The following is a 17,599-nucleotide window of genomic DNA, read 5'->3' on the forward strand; positions in this document are numbered from 1 at the left end:
TGTCATGGCCGAAACCAAGAGTGAGCGCCGCCCGCGTCGCGACGCCGACGGACGCCTGGTGACCGTCGGTGATCTGCTGGGTGTCGCACTCGCCGGCTGGGTCACCGGGATCGTCGTGCTGCTCCTCTTCGAGGGCGTCATGTCGCTGGCCCGGGCCTTCGACTTCGGCTCGTCCAGCGGCTGGCTCGCGCTGATCCTGCCGGTGTGGCTGTTCACCGAGGAGTTCCGCGCGGCCGGCTACGGCGCGTACCGGATCGTGGTGGCGGCCCTCGCGGCCGGCTTCGGCGTCGCGGTCGGCATGACCCTCGCCGGCCTGGCCGCCGCGACGTTCCCGCCGCTGGTCAGCGGCGCTGTGGGTGCGCTCGGCCTGACGGTCGTCTACTGCCTGGTCTGGTTCTACGGCCTGCGGTGGCTCAGCCACCGCGCGGGCTGACAGGAGTCGTCATGAGTCCCGCCGTCAAATACACGCTCGGCCGCCTGGGCCTGTTCGTGGTCGTCTTCGCGCTGCTGGTGCCGGTCCCGCTGGCCTTCCTGGTCAAGGCCATGATCGCGTTGCTGGCGTCGGCCGGGTTCTCCTACTTCCTGCTGGCGAAGTGGCGCAACGAGATGGCCGAGCAGCTCGGCACGGTCGCCGAGCGCCGCCAGGCGGAGAAGGCCCGGTTGCGCGCGGCCCTGGCCGGCGACGAGGCGGCGGCCGCCGCCGGCGACCGCGCGGCGCCCGGTGAGGCATCCTCCACTGGGGAGGCCAAGGCTTCCTGACCCGAGGTCGGCGATTTCCGCTGATCGGGCACCCCGCGTGGTCGGTGTGCGCGACAGTGATGCGGTCATCATGTCGACGTAGGGGGCACATTGGCATGGTCTCGCGGCGCTCGATTCCATTGCCAAAGGTCGATGCCGGGTGGTGCAGTGACGGGGCCCGAACCCCCTCTGACACCCCCCCGGAGGTCGTTCATGAGACGACGACGCGTCACCGGCCTGGTCGCCGCGGTCACCGCCGGCCTGGCCCTGATCGCCGCTTCCCCCGCCAGCGCCCCGGCCGCCACCGCGGTCCCGCGCGCGGCGGACACCGCGGCCCCGTACGAGGTCTACGACGTGCGCACGCTCGCCCAGCGCAATGCCATCGCGGGCACCGGCGCGGCGATCGACGGCATGGAGCACTCGATCGTCGAGATCACCGCCACCGGCCGCGAGGTCAAGGCGCTGCGGGCGCTCGGCTTCACGGTCAAGCCCGCCGCGACCGCGGTGCCCAGCGGTGACGTGTCCACCTTCGACTTCCCGTCCCGGGACGCGGCGTACCACAACTACGCCGAGATGGTCGCCGAGGTGAACGCCATCGTGGCGCGGTACCCGGCCATCGCGAGCAAGCGGGTGCTGGGCAAGACCTATGAGGGCCGCGACATCGTGGCGGTCAAGCTGTCCGACAACGTGGGCACCGACGAGGCCGAGCCCGAGGTGCTGTACGACGCCAACCACCACGCCCGTGAGCACCTCACCGTGGAGATGGCGATCTACCTGCTGCACCTGTACGCGGACAACTACGCGAGCGACACCCGGATCCGCAACGTGGTGAACAGCCGCGAGATCTGGATCGTCCCGTCGGTCAACCCGGACGGCGCCGAGTACGACGTCGCCACCGGCAGCTACCGCTCGTGGCGCAAGAACCGCCAGCCGAACTCCGGTTCCTCGTACGTCGGCACGGACCTGAACCGCAACTACGGCTACCGCTGGGGCTGCTGCGGCGGCTCGTCCGGCAGCACGTCCTCGGACACGTACCGCGGCCCGGCGGCGTTCTCGGCGCCCGAGACCCGGGTGATCCGCGACTTCGTCAACAGCCGAGTCGTCGGCGGCGTGCAGCAGATCAAGGCCGCGATGGACTTCCACACGTACTCGGAGCTGGTGCTGTGGCCGTTCGGGCACACCACCGCCGACACCGGTACGGGGATGAGCGTGGACCAGAACAACACGTTCGCGACGCTGGGCCGGCAGATGGCGGCGACCAACCGGTACACCCCGCAGCAGTCGAGTGATCTCTACATCACCGACGGGGACTCGCTGGACTGGCTCTGGGGCACGCACAAGATCTTCGCGTACACCTTCGAGCTGTACCCGACCAGTTCGTCGGCCGGCGGCTTCTACCCGCCCGCCAGCGTGATCACCCGGGAGACCAGCCGCAACAAGGAGGCCGCGTTGCTGCTGGCTGAGGCGGCTGACTGCCCGTACAAGGTGATCGGTAAGCAGTCCACGTACTGCTGATCGGTGGTGTGGCCGGAGTAAGTCGAGCTCTCCGCCCAGCAGCTGCTCGACACCGGCTGGGAGGCCTCCGACGAGCCCGGCCGGCCGCCGCAGCACACCTACCGGCTGACCACGGACGGCGTCGCCCTGGCCCGGGAACGTCTGGCCGTCGCGGCGCGCAAGAAGCCCGGCCCGGCTGCGGCCTTCGTGCCGAGGAAAGCGTGATGCGCCGGGCGGCGCGGGCGGTCCTGGTCGCGGCGGTACGGGGGCGTCGCGCCCGGGGCGGTCCGTGGGGCGAGGCGGCCCTGGCCGAGTTCGACCAGACGACCGGCAGCTGGGAGGCGGTGCGCTGGGCCGCGGGCGGCCTGCGCGCGGTGTGGCACGAGCGCCGGGCGAGGATCAAGACCCTGCCCAGAGGGGTACGGCTCCAGCGCGCAGCCGTATTCGCGATCCTGCTGATGGTGCCCGTGGCGGTCGTCGTCAACCAGTTAGTGCTCACCCCCCGGTACATGCCGAGCGGCTCGATGGAGCCGACCGTACGGGTCCAGGACCGTTTCGTGGTCGACAAGGTGAGCTTCCGGCTGACCGGCATCCGGCACGGCCGCGTGTACCGGGACGGTGCCGCCCTCGACGAGCCTTACCTGGAGAGTGCCGCCAGCACGGGCGAGTGCGGCGCACCGGTCGCCGTTCCGGCCGGCGAGCTCTTCGTGCTGGGCGATCATCGGCTGGTCTCCCAGGACTCCCGTCAGCTGGGCACGATCCCGCAGGACGCCGTGGACGGCCGCCTCCTGGCCCGGATCTGGCCGCTGAGCTGACGGGTCTCCTCGTCCCGCCGCCGGCGCCTGGGCTAGTTTCGACAGGACCGCGTCGCAGCGAAGCCGGTGGGATTCCGGCGCTGTCCCGCAACTGTGAGCCCTAGCCCGCGCGGCGCGGGTGAAGCCAGGTCGCCTGGGCGCCGGTCGCGATTCAGCGCTCCCGGGGAGGGGCGCCTCGCGGACCGGGCCTTGTTCCTCCGGTCGGCGAAGCACCGCAGCCTCGGCCGACAGGAGGACCAGAATGAGACGACTTGTGACGGCCGCGATCGCGGTCACCGCCCTGCTGCTCACCGGCTGCGGCGGCGGTGCCGAGGACGAGGGGAAGCCGGCGGCCTCGAGCGCCGCCTTCCCGGTCACGGTCGGGTCGGTGACCCTGGCCGAGCGGCCCGCCCGGATCGTGTCGCTCGCCCCGACCGCGACCGAGATGCTCTTCGCCATCGGTGCCGGCCCGCAGGTGGTGGCGGTCGATGACCAGTCGACCTATCCGGCCGAGGCGCCCCGCACCGACCTGTCCGGCTTCAAGCCGAACGTTGAGGCGATCGCCGCGCGGAACCCGGACCTGGTGGTGGTCTCCGACGACCTGGAGAAGGTCGTCGACCAGCTGGGCAAGCTCAAGATCCCGGTGCTGCTCGCGCCGGCGGCCAAGGTGATCGACGACTCCTACCGGCAGATCGACCAGCTCGGCGCGCTGACCGGGCACCGGGACGAGTCGGCCGCGCTGGTGCAGCGGATGCGGACGGAGATCGACAAGATCGTCAAAGAGGTGCCGCCACGGAAGGATCCGCTCAGTTACTACTACGAGATCGACCAGACGTTCTACTCGGCGACCTCCAAGACCTTCATCGGCTCGCTGCTCGCGCCGTTCGGGCTCACCAACGTCGCGGACGCCGCCGATCCCGACGGCAGCAAGAATGGCTATCCGCAGCTCTCCCCGGAGGCGCTCGTCGCGGCCGACCCGGACCTGATCTTCCTGGCCGACACCAAGTGCTGCGGCCAGTCCGCGGCGACGGTGAAGCAGCGCAAGGGCTGGTCGCAGATCACCGCGGTGCGGCAGGACCGGATCGTGGCCCTGGACGACGACGTCGCGTCGCGGTGGGGTCCGCGGGTGGTCGACCTGGTCCGGGCCGTCGCCGATGCGGTGGCCAAGGTCCCCGCATGACAAAGGTGGGCACTGCATGACGGATCTGCCGCGGCCGGCCGGCCTGCGGCCCGGCTGGCTGGCCGGCGGGGTGCTCGCGGTGCTGGTCGCGCTGGTCGCGGGGGTGGCCTTCGGGCCGGTCGCGCTGCCGCCGGCCGGGGTCGCGGCCGCGTTGCTCGACCTGGTTCCGGGGGTACGGATCCACACCGGCCTGAGCCTGCGCGAGACGGCGATCGTCACCGAGCTCCGCCTGCCCCGGGTCGTCCTGGGCCTGCTCGTCGGCGCCCTGCTCGCCCTGGCCGGAGCCGCCTACCAGGGGGTCTTCCGCAATCCCCTGGCCGATCCGCACCTGCTCGGGGTCGCGGCCGGCGCCGGGCTCGGGGTGACGGTGGTCATCGCGTTCCGGCCGGCAGTCGGTGATGCCACCGCGGACCTGCCGATCGGGGTGCCGCTCGCCGCCTTCGTGGGTGCCACCGTCGCCGTCGCCCTGACCTGGGTGCTCGGCGGCGCCGGCGGCCGGTCGCGGACGCCGGCCACGCTCATCCTCTCCGGCGTGGCCGTGTCGGCGTTCCTGGCGGCGGCCCAGACGTTCCTGCTGCAGCGGCACATCGAGGCGCTGCGCGAGGTCTACTCCTGGCTGCTCGGCCGGCTGGCCACCGCGGGCTGGCACGACGTGCTGCTGGTGCTGCCGTACGCGGCGATCACCGCCGCGATCGTGCTGTCCCAGCGCCGCGAGCTGGACGTGCTGACCGTCGGCGACGAGGAGGCGACCAGCCTGGGCCTGCACCCACAGCGCAGCCGCTACCTGCTGATCGCGGCCGCCTCGCTGGGCACGGCGGCCGCGGTGTCGGTGTCGGGGCTGATCGGTTTCGTGGGGATCATCGTTCCGCACACCCTGCGGTTGCTGGCCGGGCCGAGCTACCGGTCGATCCTGCCGCTGTCGGTGCTGTTCGGCGGCGCGTTCCTGGCCTTGACCGATCTGGTCGCGCGTACGGTGGCCAGCCCGGCGGAGATCCCGATCGGCGTGGTGACCGCGTTCCTGGGCGCGCCGTTCTTCGCGCTCGTGCTGCGCCGCAGCGGTGTCGGCGGGGCCTCATGATCAGCGTGCGGGGGCTGCGGGTCCGGCTGGGCGGCTCGGTGATCGTCGACGGGGTCGATCTGGACGTGGCCGCGGGGGAGTGGGTCACGATCATCGGCCCGAACGGCGCGGGCAAGTCCACGGTGCTGCGGGCCGTCGGCGGGCTGCTGCCGTTCAGTGGCTCGGTCGGCCTGGGTGGCACCCCGCTGGACCGGCTGCCCCGGCGCGAACGGGCCCGGACCGTGGCCACCGTGGCGCAGTCGCCCGTGGTGCCGCCGGGCATGCTGGTCCTCGACTACGTGCTGCTCGGCCGCACGCCCTACATCCCGGCGCTGGGCCGGGAGTCCGCGTCCGATCTGGCTGCTGTCGGGGAGGTGCTGACCGCACTCGACCTGGACCGGTTGCGCACCCGAAGGCTCGACACGCTCTCCGGCGGCGAACGGCAGCGGGTGTTCCTGGCCCGCGCGCTCGTCCAGGGCGCCCGCATCCTGCTGCTGGACGAGCCGACGAGCGCGCTCGACATCGGTCACCAGCAGGAGGTGCTCGAACTGATCGACCGGCTGCGCGGCGAACGCGACCTCACGGTGCTGGCCACGATGCACGACCTGTCGATCGCGGGCGAGTACGCGGACCGGATGGTGCTGCTGGCCGGCGGCCGGGTGGTGGCGGCCGGCACCGCGTGGGAGGTGCTCACCGAGGAACTGCTGGCCCGGCACTACCGCGTACGCGTCAAAGTCATCGACGGTGGGCAGGGACCGCTGGTCGTACCGGTCCGGGGCTAGCCGTTGGTGCCCTGCAGGATCGAGAACGTGCCGCCCTGCGGGTCGTCCACCACCGCATACCGGCCGATCGGCAGGGTGGTCGGCGGGTGCACGATCCGGCCGCCCAGCGACTGCGCGTACGCGGCCGAGTCGTCACAGTCGGCCACCGCGAAGTAGATCATCCAATGTGGCGGCAGGTCGTCGGGCCACCGATCGCCGTCCATCGCCTGCATGCCCGCGATCTGCCGGCCCTCGTGCTCCCACACGATGTAGTCCATGCCGCTCACCGAGCTCTCCCGGGCCACCCAGCCGAAGACCGAGCCGTAGAACGCGGCCGAGCCCTCCAGGTCCCGGGTGGTCAGCTCGTTCCAGGTCAGCGCGCCGGGCACGTCGAAGATGTCGGCACCACGCATCGTGCCCGCCTGCCAGACGCTGAACGGCGCGCCGGCCTGGTCCAGGAACGCGGCCATCCGGCCCTGGTACATGACGTCGAACGGCGCCACCAGCACCTTGCCACCGGCCGCCTCGACCCGGGCCGCGATCTCGTCCGCGTCGTCGGTGGCCACGTACGTGCTCCAGGCGGTCGGCTGGCCCTCGCCGTAGAGCGGGCCGGCGCCGGCGGTGGCCCGGCCGTCGAGCCGGAAGGTGGTGTAGCCGCCGTACTCCTCGCCCGACACCTCGGCCTCCCAGCCGAACAGCGAGGTGTAGAAGCGGATCGCGTCCGCGAGGTCGGCGGTACCCAGGTCCACCCAGTTCGGTACACCGGGGGTCGGTGGGTTCATGCCTGCTCCTCGGGGTTACGGCGGACGACAGATGGATCGTTACACCGCGATGCGAGGTACGGGGCCGCTCAGTCGGAAGTTCAACTGAACCGCCGACCTTCGTCGCGTCGATAGGCCCATACGGCCACCCCAGCCAGGGCGGCTGTCCAAGCGATCAAGGCCGCTATCGATGCCCACTGCACCGGGAAGTCGCCGACTGCCGCCCACATCAGCCGCACCGCTGCCCCGGTGGGCAGGTACGGAGCGATGGTCTCGACGAACCCCGGCGCGCTGCCGGGCGCGGTCATCAGGCCACCGCCGAACGCCAGCGGGAAGAACAGCACCTGGGCCAGCACGATCGCGCCCTTAGCCGGCAGCGAGTACCCGATGGCCAGCCCCATCAGCGTGAACGGCACCGCGATCACGGCCACCACGGCCACCGCCGTGAGGAAACCGGTCAGGGTGATCGTCGCCTCGGTCGCCACCGCCGCGATGACCACGACCGGCACCAGCGAGGCGCCCATCAGCACCAGCCCGGCCAGGATGCGGCCGGCGAAGCGCGGTGCGGCGCCGGCCGGCAGGGTCCGCGAGTACGGGTCCCAGGGCTGGGCCCGGTCCTCCGCGACGCCGATGCCGTACTGGAAGAGATTGCTGGTCATGACCACGAAGGTGACCATCGACGCGGTCGCGTAGGTGGCGTACACCGGGTCGTCGCCGACGAACGGCACCACGAAGAAAATCATCGAGGCGGCCGGGAAGAACGCGCTGCCGATGAGCGCCATCGGGATCCGGAACGTCTCGATGAGCTGGAAACGGGCGTGGGTCAGGGCGAGGGATGTCATCCGAACCTCCGGTTCAGGCCGAGGTGAGGGTGAGGAACGCTTCTTCCAGCGACGTGGGGCGTACCTCCAGCTCGGTGAAGGGCACGTCGCGGGCGACGAGGTCGCGGACCAGCCGGTCGGCGTCGCCGGTGAGCAGGTGGGTGCGGTCGCCGTCGCGTTCGGTGCCGACCACCCCGGGCAGCTCCGGCAGCGGTACGGGCACAGTCAGGCTGACCCGGCGGATGGCGACGAGGCCGCGTACCGCCGCGACGGTGTCGTCGGCCAGCACCCGGCCGCCCCCGATCACCACCACCCGCCGGGCCAGGGCCTCGATCTCCTCCAGGTAGTGACTGGTCAGCACGACCGTGCCGCCGTCGGCGTGGAACGCCCGGATGCCGTCCCACAGGCTGTGCCGGGCCTCCACGTCCAGCCCGGTGGTCGGCTCGTCGAGGAACACGATCCGGGGCCGGCCCACGAAGGCCAGCGCCACCGCGACCCGCCGTTTCTGCCCGCCGGACAGGCCGCCGGTCTGCCGCTTGGCCAGGTCGGTCAGCCCGAACCGGTCGAGCAGCTCGGCCCGGCCCAGCGGGTCGGGGAAGTGCGCGCGGAGGAAGTCGACGACCTCACCGACGCGCAGCGCGCCGGGCAGCCCGGTCTCCTGCGGGGTCACGCCCAGCGCCCGCCGGCTCGCCGGGTCGCGCGGGTCGCCGCCGCACAGCTCCACCGTGCCCGAGGTGGGCCGGCGCACCCCGGTGAGGAGGCTGACCAGGGTGCTCTTGCCGGCGCCGTTGGGCCCGAGCAGGCCGACGAGCTCACCGGCGGGCACGTCGAGGTCGATGCGGTCGAGGGCGAGCACGTCGCCGTAGCGGCGGCTGACACCGAGGGCGCGGGCGAGGATCACAACTCCTCCTGCAGGTTGGCGGTGCCGTTGAGCAGCGCGTGCAGCGCCACGGTGTAGTCCTCGAAGGCGACCCGGCCGCGCCCGGTGAGGCGGACCAGCGTCGTGGGCGTCCGGCCCTGGTGGGTCTTGGTGACCTCGACGTAGCCCGCGTCCTCGAGCTTGCGCAGGTGCACGGAGAGGTTGCCGGCGGTCATCCGCAGGATGTCCTGCAGCCGCGGGAAGGCGATCCGGTCGCCGGGGCCCAGCGGGGAGAGCGCCGCGACGACCCGCAACCGGGCCTGGGCGTGGATCACCGGGTCGAGTTCGGGCAGGCCGCCGGTCATCGGGCCATCCGCAGCCAGGACACGAGGCCCGCGAGCAGCATCCCGCCGCCGCCGAGCACCGCGACGATCAGGGCGTGCCAGCCCGCCCCGATGATGATGCCGACGACGTTGACGACGCTGATCGAGAGACCGAGGACGAACAGCAGCCGGTCGTTCCAGACAGCACCACCGGCCATGTGCAGGGCGCCGGTGAGGGCAACCATCGCGCCGGCCCAGAGCAGGTTGGCCTCCGGCACGGGCAGCAGGTCACTGATCCGGCTGAACAGGGTCGCCATCCCGATGAAGGCGACCGACCAGGTGAAGCCGTACATGGCGCCCTGCCGGGAGGACGGTCCGCTGACCTGCCGGGCGGCCCGGGCGCCGACGATGCCGGTGATGATGCCGGCCAGCATCATCGACCCGAGCAGGACGGTGAGCGGCACCCAGTCCGGCATGTCGACCAGGACGCGCTCGTCCGGGCCGAAGCGCAGGAAGAAGACCCCGAAGCCGATCAGCCAGGCCAGACCCCACGGCCAGAGCAGCAGGCGGGGGTCGGGGGTGAGCCGGCGGGCGGTGGTGGCCTGCTCGCGGGCGATGAGCCGGAGCGACTCGGCGGGGTCCAGCGGGGGGAGTTCGTCGTCTCTGGCTTCCATGCAAAGAACTTTACCGCACAAAGTCAAAGAACTTTGTGCCATAAACCTCGGGCGCTCGTTTAGCATCGCGCGGTGAGCGATCTCGTACTGCGGGCAGCGGATTCCCGCGAACTGGGGGCCGTGCTGACGTTCTGGGCAACGGCGGCCGAGAACGCCAGCCGTCCGCCGGACACCCCCGGTGCCCTGGCGGCGCTGCACCTGCGGGACCCGGACGCGCTCATCGTGGCCGTCGAGGGGGACCGGATCGTCGGCACGATCATCGCCGGCTGGGACGGCTGGCGGTGCCACCTGTACCGCCTCGCGGTCGACCCGCAACGCCGCCGCAACGGCATCGGGCGGGCTCTGATCGAGGCGGCGGAGAACCGCATCCGGGCGCTGGGCGGCACCCGGATCGACGCGATGGTGCTGGATGACAACCCGGGTGCCCACGCCATCTGGGCCGCCCGGGGCTATCACCGCCAGCCGGACTGGTCCCGCTGGATCAAGCCGCTCTGAGCGGTTCGGGCAGCGGCTCGGCGTGCACCACCGACAGCCGGGACACCGCGCGGGTCAGGACCACGTAGAGCCGGTGCAGGCCGCGGGGCTCGGCCGCCACGATCTGGGCCGGTTCCACGACGACCACATGGTCGTACTCCAGGCCCTTGACGATCGTGGCCGGCACGACCGTGACGCGCGCCTCGGAGTCGACGTCGTCCGGCGTCGCGGCCGGCAGGCCCGCCGCCGCGAGATGCGCACGCAGCCGGTCCACCGCCGCGTCGGCCGCGATGACCGCGACCGAACCCTCGTGCTCCAGCGCCGCGGTCACCTCGACCAGCATCGCGGCATCCACCTCGGCCGCCGACGGCACGCCGACGACGGAAAGATCACCGTCGCGACGCAGCGAGACGGCCTCCGGCACGTCCACCCCGAGCGCCGGCAGCAGGCGGTTGGCCAGGGCCACAACCACAGCGGGTACGCGGAAACCGACCGTCAGCGGCACCACCACGGCGTCCGGCTTGCCGAGATGCCGCAACGTGTCCCGCCAATTGGCGGCGGCCCACGGCGCGGTGCCCTGCGCCAGGTCGCCGAGCAGCGTGATCGAGCCGTGCTCACTGCGCCGCGCGATCGCCCGCGCCTGCATCGGCGACAGGTCCTGAGCCTCGTCCACCACCACGTGCCCGAAGCTCTGCTCACGCTCCAGCAGCCCGGCGGCCTCGTCGACCAGCACCAGATCGGCGGCGCTGAACTTGGCCGCCTTCACCGTGCGCGGCGCCTTCGGCCAGAGCAGCAGCGCCTGCTCCGCCTCGGTGAGGATGCCCTCGGCCGCGGTGGCCAGCAGCTCGGCGTCACTGAGCAGCGCCACGACCAGCCCTTCGGGGGTCAGCGCGGGCCAGGCGTTGTCCAGGAAGTCGCGTACCGGTGGGATCTTGCCCATCCGGCGCAGCCAGCCCTCGTTGGGTGAGTTCCCGGTGCGGTACTCCGACTGACGTTGCAGCAGCGCGACGACCCGGGCCCGGACCCGCTCCCGGCCGACCGCGTACGGCAGCTCCTCCCGGCGCGCCTCGTCCACGATCTGACGCAGCGGTCCCGGATCGATCCGCCAGCGGTACGAGCCGTCCGACACCATGATCGGCTCCACCGGTTTGGCCAGCCGGCTCCACAACGCCTTGCGCAGGACGGCGGCCAGCCGCGGATCGTGCTTGAGCAGGGCGGTGGCTTCGGCGTCGTGGCCGCGTACCGGTGCCCGGGCGATCAGGTCGTCGACCGTGGCCTGCTGCACCTCGACCTCGCCGAGCGCCGGGAGCACCGCCGAGATGTAGGACAGGAACGCGGTGTTAGGGCCGACGATCAGCACCCCGGAGCGACGCAACCGCTCCCGGTGCACATAGAGCAGGTACGCGGCCCGGTGCAGCCCGACCGCGGTCTTACCGGTGCCGGGCGCGCCCTGCACACAGATGGAATCCTCGAGCTCGGCGCGGACCAGCTCGTCCTGCTCGGGCTGGATGGTGGCGACGATGTCCCGCATCGGCCCGACGCGCGGCCGCTCGATCTCGGCGGTCAGGATCCGGCTCTTGGTGCCCAGTTCCTCGCCCCGGTCCAGGTGCTCGTCCTCGAAGCTGGTGAGCTCCCCCTTGACGAAACCGAACCGGCGCCGGGTGGCGACCCCCTGCGGATCACGCACACTGGCCCGGTAGAACGACTGGGACAGCGGCGCCCGCCAGTCCAGCACCATCGGCTCACCGGAATCATCGGTGACGTGCCGGCGCCCGATGTGGTACGCCGTCTGCTCGATGTCCAGCTTGCCGAAGAAGAGCGGAGTGTCGGGATCATCGGCCAGCTCGGCCACCCGGCGCGACAGGGTCCGCCCGAGCGTCTCAGCGCTGTAGGCGTCCCCGGCGACGTCAGCACCGGAAGCGAACAGGGACTCGGCCCGCCCCCGCATCCGCCCCAGCGCGGCGCGGGACTGGCTGAGGTGCCGGCGTTCGGAAATGAGTTCGTTGTCGAGTTCGGATGCGGGCACGCTGATTCCTATCGCGGTAGCTCGCTGCTCGCTCGCGTATCCGGCAACGGGTGGCCGTCGTCCGGCGCGGAGACGTCCGCTGCGGTGTCGACTCACCGCGGCCGTCAAGCGGCCAGTCACGATACGCAACCCCGCCGGCCGAAGCCACCGATTTTCCCCTTCGAGCCGACCGGCGGCGTGCCGCGTCCCTGGCGGCCTCTGATCGCCCGGGTGCGTCGGTGCCGCGGGTGAGGCGGGATCATGGGTGGCATGGCTGACGGGCAACCCACCGCACGGATCACCGACCCGAAGGTGATGCGGGCTCTCGCGCACCCGGCCCGGATCGCGATCATCGAGCATCTCGGCAGCACCGGCGCGGTCGTCACCGCCACCGAGTGTGCCGGGCTGGTCGGGCTGTCGCCCAGTGCGACCAGTTATCACCTGCGTGAGCTGGCCAAGTACGGGCTCGTCGAGCAGGCGCCGAGCCGCGGGGACGGCCGGGAACGGGTCTGGCGCAGCACCACCTCGGGGCTCAACGTCGACGGTGACCTGAATGAGCCGGAGACCCGGGCCAGTCAGCGGGCACTGGTCGATGTCTATCTGAACCGTGACTTCGCCCGGTTGCGGGAGTGGGTCGCGCGGGCGCACGAGGAGCCGAAGACCTGGCAGGAGGCGAGCGCGTTGATGAGTCCGATGCTGCTGCTCAACGCCGAGGAGTTGGCCGAGGTCAACCGACAGGTCAAGGAAGTGCTGGCGCCGTACCGGCGGCGGGAGCGGATCGCGGACGCGCCCGCGGACGCGCGGCCGGTCGCTGTGCACTACGCCGTCTTCCCGGTGGAGTAGCCCTTGTGCTGAGCAGATGTGAAGGATTATTTTCGAAGTATGTCCTTCGCATCTGACGGTTCGCGCTGGAGTGACGTCTACCTGGCCGCCGGCGCCCGCGGCGTCAGTGCCTGTGGTGACTTCCTTGCGGCCACCGCTCTTGCGCTCGCGTTGCAGCAGGCCGGGGCCGGTGGCGTGGCCGTCTCGGGGCTGCTGCTCGGTGCCGCCCTGCCGCTGGCGGTGCTGGCCCCGGTGACCGGCCGGATCGCCGATCGGGTGGACAGCCGCAAGCTGCTGATCGTGGCCGGGTTCGGGCAGGCCGCGGTGTGCACGGCGCTGGCCTTCGCCGAGCACTCGTTGGTGATCATTGCGCTGGTCGCGGTGCTGGCGAGCGGGCTCGCGGTCACCCAGCCCACCCTCGCGGCGCTGCTGCCGGCGATGGTCCGGCGCGAGGACCTGGCCAAGGCGAGCGGGATCAACCAGACGGCGGGACTGATCGGCATGCTGATCGCTCCCGCGCTGGCCGGGGTGCTGGTGGGACAGTTCGGCGTACGGGTGCCGCTGCTGCTGGACGCCGTCTCGTACCTGTCGCTGGTGGTGGCCGGGCTGCTCATCCGTACCCGGAGATCGCCCGCGGCCCGGCCCGCCGCGGCCGTGCCCGTCTCCTGGCGGCTGCGCGACGACAGGTTGGTCGCCGTGATGGTCGGGGCGATCGCGGCCGTCGTGGCCGGCGTGGGCGCCATCAACGTCATCGAGGTCTTCTTCATCCGGGCGACGCTCGGCGCCTCCACCACGGTGTTCGGCCTGATCAGCGGCACCTGGACCGCCGGGATGCTGGCCGGCGCCCTGCTGTTCGGCCGGCTCGGCCGGCGCTGGACCCAGCCCGGACGGCTGGTGCGGATCTCGCTCCTGCTGGCCGGGGCCACCTGCGCCGCCGTGCTGGCCGGGGCCGGCGTCTGGCACGCGCTGCTGCTGGTGCCGCTCTGGTTCGCCGGCGGCATCTGCAACGGCGGCATCAACATCTTCACCAGCGTGGTCCTGGCCCAACGGGTGCCGGCCGCCGCCCGGGGACGGGCGTTCGCCGCGATGGGCGCCGCCGTGCAGGGCGCCGGCATGGTGGGTTACCTGGTCGGCGGGCCGCTCGTCGACCACTTCGCGCCACGGCCGCTGGTCGCGGCGGCCGGCCTCGCCGGGCTGGTCGCGGTCGCCGTCTGCCTGCCCGTCGTCCGCCGGGCCGAACGTGAGATAGGTCCCTCGCCGCAGGTGGAGCCCCGGCATGCGCAACCCGCCGGAGATAGCGTCGGACCATGAGCGACGTAGTCCGGCGACCCCGGGTAGGCCACATCCAGTTCCTCAACTGTCTGCCGATCTACTGGGGCCTCATGCGCTCAGGCGCGCTGCTCGACGTCGACCTGCACAAGGACACCCCGGACCGGCTCAACGCCGCCCTGGTCGCCGGCGACCTGGACATCGGCCCGATCTCCCTGGTCGAGTATCTGCGCAACGCCGACGACCTGCTGCTGCTGCCCAACCTCGCGGTCGGCAGCGACGGGCCGGTGCTGTCGGTCAACCTGGTCTCCACCCGGCCGCCGGCCGAGCTCGACGGCCGCCCGGTCGCGCTCGGCTCGACCTCGCGGACCGGCGTGCTGCTGGCCCAGATGCTGCTGGCCGAGCAGTACGGCGCCGAGCCCGAATACTTCCGCTGCCCCCCGGAGCTCAACCAGATGCTGCTGGAGGCCGACGCCGCGGTGCTGATCGGCGACCCGGCCCTGCGCGCCATGTACGAGGCCCCGGAGCTCGGCCTTCAGGTCATCGACCTGGCGCAGGCGTGGAAGGAGTGGACCGGCCTGCCGATGGTCTTCGCCGTCTGGGCGGTCCGCAAGGAGTTCGCTGCCGCCCACCCAGGTGTGGTCAAAGAGGTGCACGAGGCGTTCCAGCGCTCGCGCGATCTGTGCCTCGGCGAGCTGGACGAGGTGGCCGAGGCGGCGGCGCGCTGGGAGCCGTTCGACGCTGCGACGCTGGCCACGTACTTCCGGGCCCTGGACTTCTCGCTGGGTGAGCGGCAGGTGGCCGGGGTGCGCGAGTTCGCCCGCCGGGCCGCCGCCCGCGGCGAAGCGCCGGCTCTGCCGGCCGACGGGCCGATCTTCGCCCAGGTATAGACCACTTTGCTCCACAGGGGGTAGCGCCGAGTCGGTCCGCAGTGGAGCATTGACCGGTGGCCACACGACCGAACAATCTCGCGATCCGCCTCGCGCTGCCCATTGCCCTGATCGGGCTGACCGCCGTCGGCGCGGCCACCCCGGCACGCGCCGAGGCCGCGGCCGAACGGCCGACGATCGAGATCTCGGCGCCCGAGCGGGTGGTCACCACGAGCGGCGCCACCAAGACCGTTCCGTTCGAGGTCGTCAACGCGGGCGAGACCGCGGCGACCGGCCTGACCCTCGACTTCGCCCTCACCGGCACCGCGATCGACCCGCGCCTCGGCTTCAAGCCCGCGCCGGGCTGCACCGCGACCGGGTGCGCGATCGGCGACCTCGCGCCGGGCGCCCGCAAGGCCTTCTCGTTCACGGTGACGCCCACCGCCGCGCTGCCCGCGACCGGTGCCGCCATCGGACTGGTGGTCCACGACGCCGGGGGCGCGTGGAAGGAGTCGACCACCGTCACGGTGGTGCGCGAAACGGCCGGCGTCGACCTCGAGACCGCCCGCATCCCGGACATCGAGCTGGCCGCGGGCAAGTCGGCCGTGCTGCCGATCTCGATCCGCAACAACGGCGACAAGGCCGCCGAGGGTGTCGCCCTCGCGCTGGCCGGGCCGCGCTACATCTCGTACCCGAACAACTACAGCAACTGCGTCAAGGCCGAGAAGCTGCCCGGCGTCGTCTGCGTCTTCGACCTGACCCTCGCCCCGGGCTCCACGTTCGGCATGTCGCCGACGACCCCGCTCACCGTCGCGGCCGACGCGGCTGCCCCCGGCCCGGCGAGTTACACCGCCGGCGTGGCGGCCCTGGGCCTCGACGACAACGAAGCCGGTCTCGCCGCGGCAACGAAGGCAGCCAGGAAGCCGGGCGCCAAGCTCCAGCTGGTGCCGGCCGCGCAGAGCCTCGCAGCCGGTCAGCGCGAGCTCAACGAATGGGACAACGCGACCTCGTTCCAGGTGAAGGTCCCGCTCAACCCGGCCGACAGCGTCGCCATCGGCGACAACTTCGAGGGCAAGATCGGCGACACCCGTACGGTGAAGGTCGGCTTCCGCAACGACGGCCCGGCCACCGTGCTCGGCCGGACGACGTCGTGGATCCACGCGGCCAAGGTGCGCATCCCGTCCGGCCTGGCTCTGACCAAGGTGGACAAGCACTGCGTCCCGAACGGCGACGGCGACCCCAGCTGGGACAAGCCCGGCCAGGTCAGCGGCCACGACTACCTGTGCGTGGCGAGCAAGTCGCTGGCCAAGGGGGAGCAGCAGCTGTTCTCGTTCACCGCCAAGATCGAGGACGGCGAGAACGAGGACGAGGGCTCGATCACGGTCGACGGTGGCGTGCAGGACCAGAAGACGACCAACAACGTGGCCAAGATCGAGGTCAAGCTGACCACGGGCGGCGGCTCGGGCAGTGGTTCGGGTGGGTCCGGTGGCGGGCTGCCCATTACGGGTGCGCCGGCGGGGCGGATCGCTGGTGCGGGGATGCTGCTGGTGTTGACGGGTGCGATGGCACTGGTGCTGACTCGCCGTCGCCGGCCGGTCTGATCCCGCCCTGGGCGGCGTGGCCTCGCCGGCCGATCTGTGATCTTGCCGCGGGCGGGCGTGCGTCGTAGCCGGTTTGGCCGGTGCCGCGGGCCGGGCCGGGCCGCTGCGGCTCGGCCGCTTGGTCAGGGCCGGGTGATCACGTCGGCGTCGATGTCGCTGAGTGCTGGTAGGCCGGCTTGCGCCATCGTCCGGGCCAGGTCGGTGCGGTAGTAATCCAGGCAGTCGCGGGCGCCGTCCGCGCCGCCGGTGGCCAGGGCCCACAGCACCGGGCGGCCGATGAGCACCGCCCGCGCACCCAGCGCCAGCGCCGTCAGCACGTCGCCGCCGTCCCGGATGCCGCCGTCCACCAGCACCGGCACCCGGCCCGCGACCGCCTCGACGACCGGGCCGAGCGCCCGCGCGGTGGCGACCACCCGGTCCAGCTGCCGGCCGCCGTGATTGGACACGATCACCCCGGCAGCGCCCGCGTCGACACAGGTCATCGCGTCCCGTGCCCCGAGCACACCCTTGACCAGCACCGGCCGGCCGGAGATCGCCGCCAGCCAGCCGATCGCGCCGGCGTCGAGGGCCGGATCCTGCTCCCGGCCCACCGGCCGGGTCGCCGGGGACAGCGCACCGGCCTGCGGCACCGGCCGCGGGTGCACAAACGGGGCATCGGCGGTCAGCACGATCGCGCCCGCCCCGGCGGCGGCGGCCGCGCGTACCTGTTGCTCGGTGATGTCCCGGTCCCGCAGCACGTAGGCCTGGAACCACCAGGGCCCAGCCGTCGGGATTTCGGCCAGCGGCCGGCCCGCCCGCGCGCTGAGCACCAGCAACGAGCCGGCCGCCGCGACGCCGCGGGCGGTCGCCGCCTCACCCTCGGGATGCGCGAGCGTGTGCAGCGCGGTCGGTCCGGCCAGCACCGGGGCGGCGAGCCGGGCGCCGAACAGCTCGACCTCGGTGCTGACCCGGGAGACATCACGGAATAGCCGCGGGACGAACCGCCACTCGCGCCAGGCCGCCGCGGCCTCGTCCCGGGTGACTTGGGCGCCGATACCGTCCCGGTAGTAGTCGTAGACGGCTGCGGGGAGGATCGCCCGGGCGGCTTCCTCCTGCAT

The 17,599-nt window shown here is 72.2% G+C and carries 18 protein-coding genes, 1 pseudogene and 1 riboswitch; of the genes and pseudogenes, 12 read left to right on the forward strand and 7 right to left on the reverse strand.

The window, feature by feature from the left end; translation table 11 throughout:
- Nucleotides 1–4 precede the first annotated feature (4 nt).
- The 7 genes and pseudogenes from ACQP2Y_RS01540 to ACQP2Y_RS01570 all read left to right on the forward strand — a co-directional run bounded on the left by ACQP2Y_RS01540 (nucleotide 5) and on the right by ACQP2Y_RS01570 (nucleotide 6,045).
- Nucleotides 5–433 carry a hypothetical protein gene (locus ACQP2Y_RS01540; RefSeq protein WP_433723872.1) on the forward strand — a complete coding sequence of 143 codons (429 nt, stop codon included), beginning with the start codon at nucleotides 5–7 and terminating at the stop codon, nucleotides 431–433.
- A gap of 11 nt (nucleotides 434–444) precedes the next feature.
- The gene (locus ACQP2Y_RS01545; RefSeq protein WP_433723874.1) at nucleotides 445–759 is read left to right on the forward strand and encodes a DUF4229 domain-containing protein; all 315 of its coding nucleotides are present in this window, start codon (nucleotides 445–447) and stop codon (nucleotides 757–759) included.
- A 192-nt stretch (nucleotides 760–951) separates the two neighbouring features.
- A pseudogene (locus tag ACQP2Y_RS01550) lies at nucleotides 952–2,250 on the forward strand (M14 family metallopeptidase); the annotation flags it as partial.
- 206 nt (nucleotides 2,251–2,456) lie between these two features.
- On the forward strand, nucleotides 2,457–3,047 hold the full coding sequence (gene lepB / locus ACQP2Y_RS01555) for a signal peptidase I (protein ID WP_433723876.1): 591 nt from the start codon (nucleotides 2,457–2,459) through the stop codon (nucleotides 3,045–3,047).
- 62 nt (nucleotides 3,048–3,109) lie between these two features.
- Nucleotides 3,110–3,176: riboswitch (cobalamin riboswitch) on the forward strand.
- Between the two features lie 112 nt (nucleotides 3,177–3,288).
- The gene (locus ACQP2Y_RS01560; RefSeq protein WP_433723878.1) at nucleotides 3,289–4,206 is read left to right on the forward strand and encodes a helical backbone metal receptor; all 918 of its coding nucleotides are present in this window, start codon (nucleotides 3,289–3,291) and stop codon (nucleotides 4,204–4,206) included.
- A 16-nt stretch (nucleotides 4,207–4,222) separates the two neighbouring features.
- Complete coding sequence (locus ACQP2Y_RS01565) at nucleotides 4,223–5,284, forward strand: FecCD family ABC transporter permease (RefSeq protein ID WP_433723880.1); 1,062 nt, start codon at nucleotides 4,223–4,225, stop codon at nucleotides 5,282–5,284.
- Nucleotides 5,281–6,045, forward strand: coding sequence for an ABC transporter ATP-binding protein (locus ACQP2Y_RS01570; protein ID WP_433723882.1), 765 nt, complete (start codon nucleotides 5,281–5,283; stop codon nucleotides 6,043–6,045). Before ACQP2Y_RS01565 ends, ACQP2Y_RS01570 begins: the two co-directional genes overlap by 4 nt.
- Here the strand turns inward: ACQP2Y_RS01570 and ACQP2Y_RS01575 are convergent.
- The 5 genes from ACQP2Y_RS01575 to ACQP2Y_RS01595 form a co-directional block, all read right to left on the reverse strand.
- Nucleotides 6,042–6,806: a VOC family protein gene (locus ACQP2Y_RS01575; RefSeq protein WP_360550841.1), complete on the reverse strand. Its 765-nt coding sequence runs from the start codon at nucleotides 6,804–6,806 to the stop codon at nucleotides 6,042–6,044. The two genes, ACQP2Y_RS01570 and ACQP2Y_RS01575, sit on opposite strands and share 4 nt — an antisense overlap.
- 80 nt (nucleotides 6,807–6,886) lie before the next feature.
- Complete coding sequence (locus ACQP2Y_RS01580) at nucleotides 6,887–7,627, reverse strand: ABC transporter permease (RefSeq protein ID WP_433723884.1); 741 nt, start codon at nucleotides 7,625–7,627, stop codon at nucleotides 6,887–6,889.
- Nucleotides 7,628–7,640: 13 nt separating this feature from the next.
- Nucleotides 7,641–8,507, reverse strand: coding sequence for an ABC transporter ATP-binding protein (locus ACQP2Y_RS01585; protein ID WP_433723886.1), 867 nt, complete (start codon nucleotides 8,505–8,507; stop codon nucleotides 7,641–7,643).
- Entirely contained in the window at nucleotides 8,504–8,830 is a 327-nt protein-coding gene (locus tag ACQP2Y_RS01590) for a transcriptional regulator (RefSeq protein WP_433723888.1), read from the reverse strand. The genes ACQP2Y_RS01585 and ACQP2Y_RS01590 overlap by 4 nt, the downstream gene beginning before the upstream one ends.
- On the reverse strand, nucleotides 8,827–9,462 hold the full coding sequence (locus tag ACQP2Y_RS01595) for a transporter (RefSeq protein ID WP_433723890.1): 636 nt from the start codon (nucleotides 9,460–9,462) through the stop codon (nucleotides 8,827–8,829). Before ACQP2Y_RS01595 ends, ACQP2Y_RS01590 begins: the two co-directional genes overlap by 4 nt.
- A 72-nt stretch (nucleotides 9,463–9,534) precedes the next feature.
- Between ACQP2Y_RS01595 and ACQP2Y_RS01600 the strand changes: the two genes are divergently transcribed.
- Nucleotides 9,535–9,957 carry a GNAT family N-acetyltransferase gene (locus ACQP2Y_RS01600; protein WP_433723892.1) on the forward strand — a complete coding sequence of 141 codons (423 nt, stop codon included), beginning with the start codon at nucleotides 9,535–9,537 and terminating at the stop codon, nucleotides 9,955–9,957.
- Here the strand turns inward: ACQP2Y_RS01600 and ACQP2Y_RS01605 are convergent.
- Nucleotides 9,944–11,962 carry a HelD family protein gene (locus ACQP2Y_RS01605; protein WP_433723894.1) on the reverse strand — a complete coding sequence of 673 codons (2,019 nt, stop codon included), beginning with the start codon at nucleotides 11,960–11,962 and terminating at the stop codon, nucleotides 9,944–9,946. The genes ACQP2Y_RS01600 and ACQP2Y_RS01605 overlap by 14 nt on opposite strands.
- A 249-nt stretch (nucleotides 11,963–12,211) precedes the next feature.
- On the opposite strand from ACQP2Y_RS01605, the gene ACQP2Y_RS01610 reads away from it, so the two are divergent.
- The 4 genes from ACQP2Y_RS01610 to ACQP2Y_RS01625 are packed head-to-tail and all read left to right on the forward strand — an operon-like array spanning nucleotide 12,212 to nucleotide 16,502.
- On the forward strand, nucleotides 12,212–12,784 hold the full coding sequence (locus ACQP2Y_RS01610; protein ID WP_433723896.1) for an ArsR/SmtB family transcription factor: 573 nt from the start codon (nucleotides 12,212–12,214) through the stop codon (nucleotides 12,782–12,784).
- Between the two features lie 39 nt (nucleotides 12,785–12,823).
- A complete protein-coding gene (locus tag ACQP2Y_RS01615) occupies nucleotides 12,824–14,074 on the forward strand; it encodes an MFS transporter (RefSeq protein WP_433723898.1) in 1,251 nt (416 codons plus the stop codon).
- A complete protein-coding gene (locus ACQP2Y_RS01620; RefSeq protein WP_360550863.1) occupies nucleotides 14,071–14,922 on the forward strand; it encodes a menaquinone biosynthetic enzyme MqnA/MqnD family protein in 852 nt (283 codons plus the stop codon). Before ACQP2Y_RS01615 ends, ACQP2Y_RS01620 begins: the two co-directional genes overlap by 4 nt.
- Before the next feature lie 56 nt (nucleotides 14,923–14,978).
- Nucleotides 14,979–16,502, forward strand: coding sequence for a hypothetical protein (locus ACQP2Y_RS01625; protein WP_433723901.1), 1,524 nt, complete (start codon nucleotides 14,979–14,981; stop codon nucleotides 16,500–16,502).
- A gap of 122 nt (nucleotides 16,503–16,624) precedes the next feature.
- Here the strand turns inward: ACQP2Y_RS01625 and ACQP2Y_RS01630 are convergent, their stop codons facing one another.
- A complete protein-coding gene (locus tag ACQP2Y_RS01630) occupies nucleotides 16,625–17,599 on the reverse strand; it encodes an alpha-hydroxy acid oxidase (RefSeq protein WP_433723903.1) in 975 nt (324 codons plus the stop codon).

Source organism: Actinoplanes sp. CA-051413, assembly GCF_050955795.1.
In the GTDB taxonomy this organism is placed as follows: domain Bacteria; phylum Actinomycetota; class Actinomycetes; order Mycobacteriales; family Micromonosporaceae; genus Actinoplanes.

What these genes read in the sequence shown, in the direction of transcription:
- ACQP2Y_RS01590 (WP_433723888.1), bottom strand. Translation starts at nt 8,830, where the DNA reads ATGACCGGCGGCCTGCCCGAACTCGACCCGGTGATCCACGCCCAGGCC.
- ACQP2Y_RS01630 (WP_433723903.1), bottom strand. Translation starts at nt 17,599, where the DNA reads ATGCAGGAGGAAGCCGCCCGGGCGATCCTCCCCGCAGCCGTCTACGAC.
- ACQP2Y_RS01545 (WP_433723874.1), top strand. Translation starts at nt 445, where the DNA reads ATGAGTCCCGCCGTCAAATACACGCTCGGCCGCCTGGGCCTGTTCGTG.
- ACQP2Y_RS01570 (WP_433723882.1), top strand. Translation starts at nt 5,281, where the DNA reads ATGATCAGCGTGCGGGGGCTGCGGGTCCGGCTGGGCGGCTCGGTGATC.
- ACQP2Y_RS01610 (WP_433723896.1), top strand. Translation starts at nt 12,212, where the DNA reads ATGGCTGACGGGCAACCCACCGCACGGATCACCGACCCGAAGGTGATG.
- ACQP2Y_RS01615 (WP_433723898.1), top strand. Translation starts at nt 12,824, where the DNA reads ATGTCCTTCGCATCTGACGGTTCGCGCTGGAGTGACGTCTACCTGGCC.
- ACQP2Y_RS01580 (WP_433723884.1), bottom strand. Translation starts at nt 7,627, where the DNA reads ATGACATCCCTCGCCCTGACCCACGCCCGTTTCCAGCTCATCGAGACG.
- ACQP2Y_RS01575 (WP_360550841.1), bottom strand. Translation starts at nt 6,806, where the DNA reads ATGAACCCACCGACCCCCGGTGTACCGAACTGGGTGGACCTGGGTACC.
- ACQP2Y_RS01620 (WP_360550863.1), top strand. Translation starts at nt 14,071, where the DNA reads ATGAGCGACGTAGTCCGGCGACCCCGGGTAGGCCACATCCAGTTCCTC.
- ACQP2Y_RS01565 (WP_433723880.1), top strand. Translation starts at nt 4,223, where the DNA reads ATGACGGATCTGCCGCGGCCGGCCGGCCTGCGGCCCGGCTGGCTGGCC.
- ACQP2Y_RS01540 (WP_433723872.1), top strand. Translation starts at nt 5, where the DNA reads ATGGCCGAAACCAAGAGTGAGCGCCGCCCGCGTCGCGACGCCGACGGA.
- ACQP2Y_RS01560 (WP_433723878.1), top strand. Translation starts at nt 3,289, where the DNA reads ATGAGACGACTTGTGACGGCCGCGATCGCGGTCACCGCCCTGCTGCTC.
- lepB (WP_433723876.1), top strand. Translation starts at nt 2,457, where the DNA reads ATGCGCCGGGCGGCGCGGGCGGTCCTGGTCGCGGCGGTACGGGGGCGT.
- ACQP2Y_RS01595 (WP_433723890.1), bottom strand. Translation starts at nt 9,462, where the DNA reads ATGGAAGCCAGAGACGACGAACTCCCCCCGCTGGACCCCGCCGAGTCG.